We start from the raw sequence: 954 nt of genomic DNA on the forward strand, positions 1-954 counted from the left end.
ACTGATATTCCCTTTTTCATAGCTGTATTCTTAGGTTCTATATTCGTAACTTGTATTGTATTTCTTCCATTATTAGCTACCTGAGAATAATCTATTTCAAAGGTTTTTCCTGTATTACTACAAATTTCAGTTGTATCCATTTCAACACCATTTACAAATATCCTTGCAGATGTTATTCCTGGCTCAGCTTTTATATATAATTTTCCTTGATTTTGATACCCATTAAAAGTGAACATGCCATTTACTATTAAAGTATCATCTACATAATTTAAGTAATCTGGGAAAGCTATATCTGCTTGCCATTGTGCATTTGGAGATTCGCTTAGTTTTGATAAAGTAATTTTAGATAAATCACTTGAAGCTTCTTCTTCTAGCTGTATATTATCTACTCTACTCTTTAACTCATTAATAATAGTTTTATTACTGTCTAATTTGTTTATTTCTTCTATTGATGCATATGCATAGTCAACTGTAGACTTAACTTTGCATTCTTCTGCTCTTGTAACCATTGTATCAGCTACAGCATAAGCAGCCTTTAATATTGCTTCGCCTTGATAATTTGATGGATTATACAGCTTTAATTTTTCTGTTACCATATTAGAAAGGTTAGCATCTATTGCTTTCTTATTACTATGCTCTATAGATTCATAAACAAGAGTTGGTATTGTACCAAGAGTTGAGGTAGTAAATTTATTTCCTAAGAACATGTTTGCATTTATAGCATTATCTATAACTGGTGAGTTAATTTTGTTTGTTAGTAAAACAACTATTAAATCACTTTCAGGATCTATAACTGTTAAGGTTCCTGTCCATCCTTGATGTCCAAAGGTATTGCTTGATGATTGAGTTCCAAAGTACCATAACCTTCCGTTATCTCCTTCTCTCCACCATCCTAATCCCCAAATTGGACTAGATGCTTTTCTCTTTGTAAATTCTTCTACAGTATTTTTTGAA

1 protein-coding gene is annotated in these 954 nt (G+C 31.1%); it reads right to left on the reverse strand.

Going from position 1 to position 954, the window contains the following annotated elements:
• A partial coding sequence (locus A500_RS02330; protein ID WP_016205980.1) for a serine hydrolase occupies positions 1 to 954 on the reverse strand: 954 nt, incomplete at both ends.

Origin of the sequence: Clostridium sartagoforme AAU1 (assembly GCF_000401215.1) — a bacterium.
Taxonomy (GTDB): Bacteria; Bacillota; Clostridia; order Clostridiales; family Clostridiaceae; genus Clostridium; species Clostridium sartagoforme.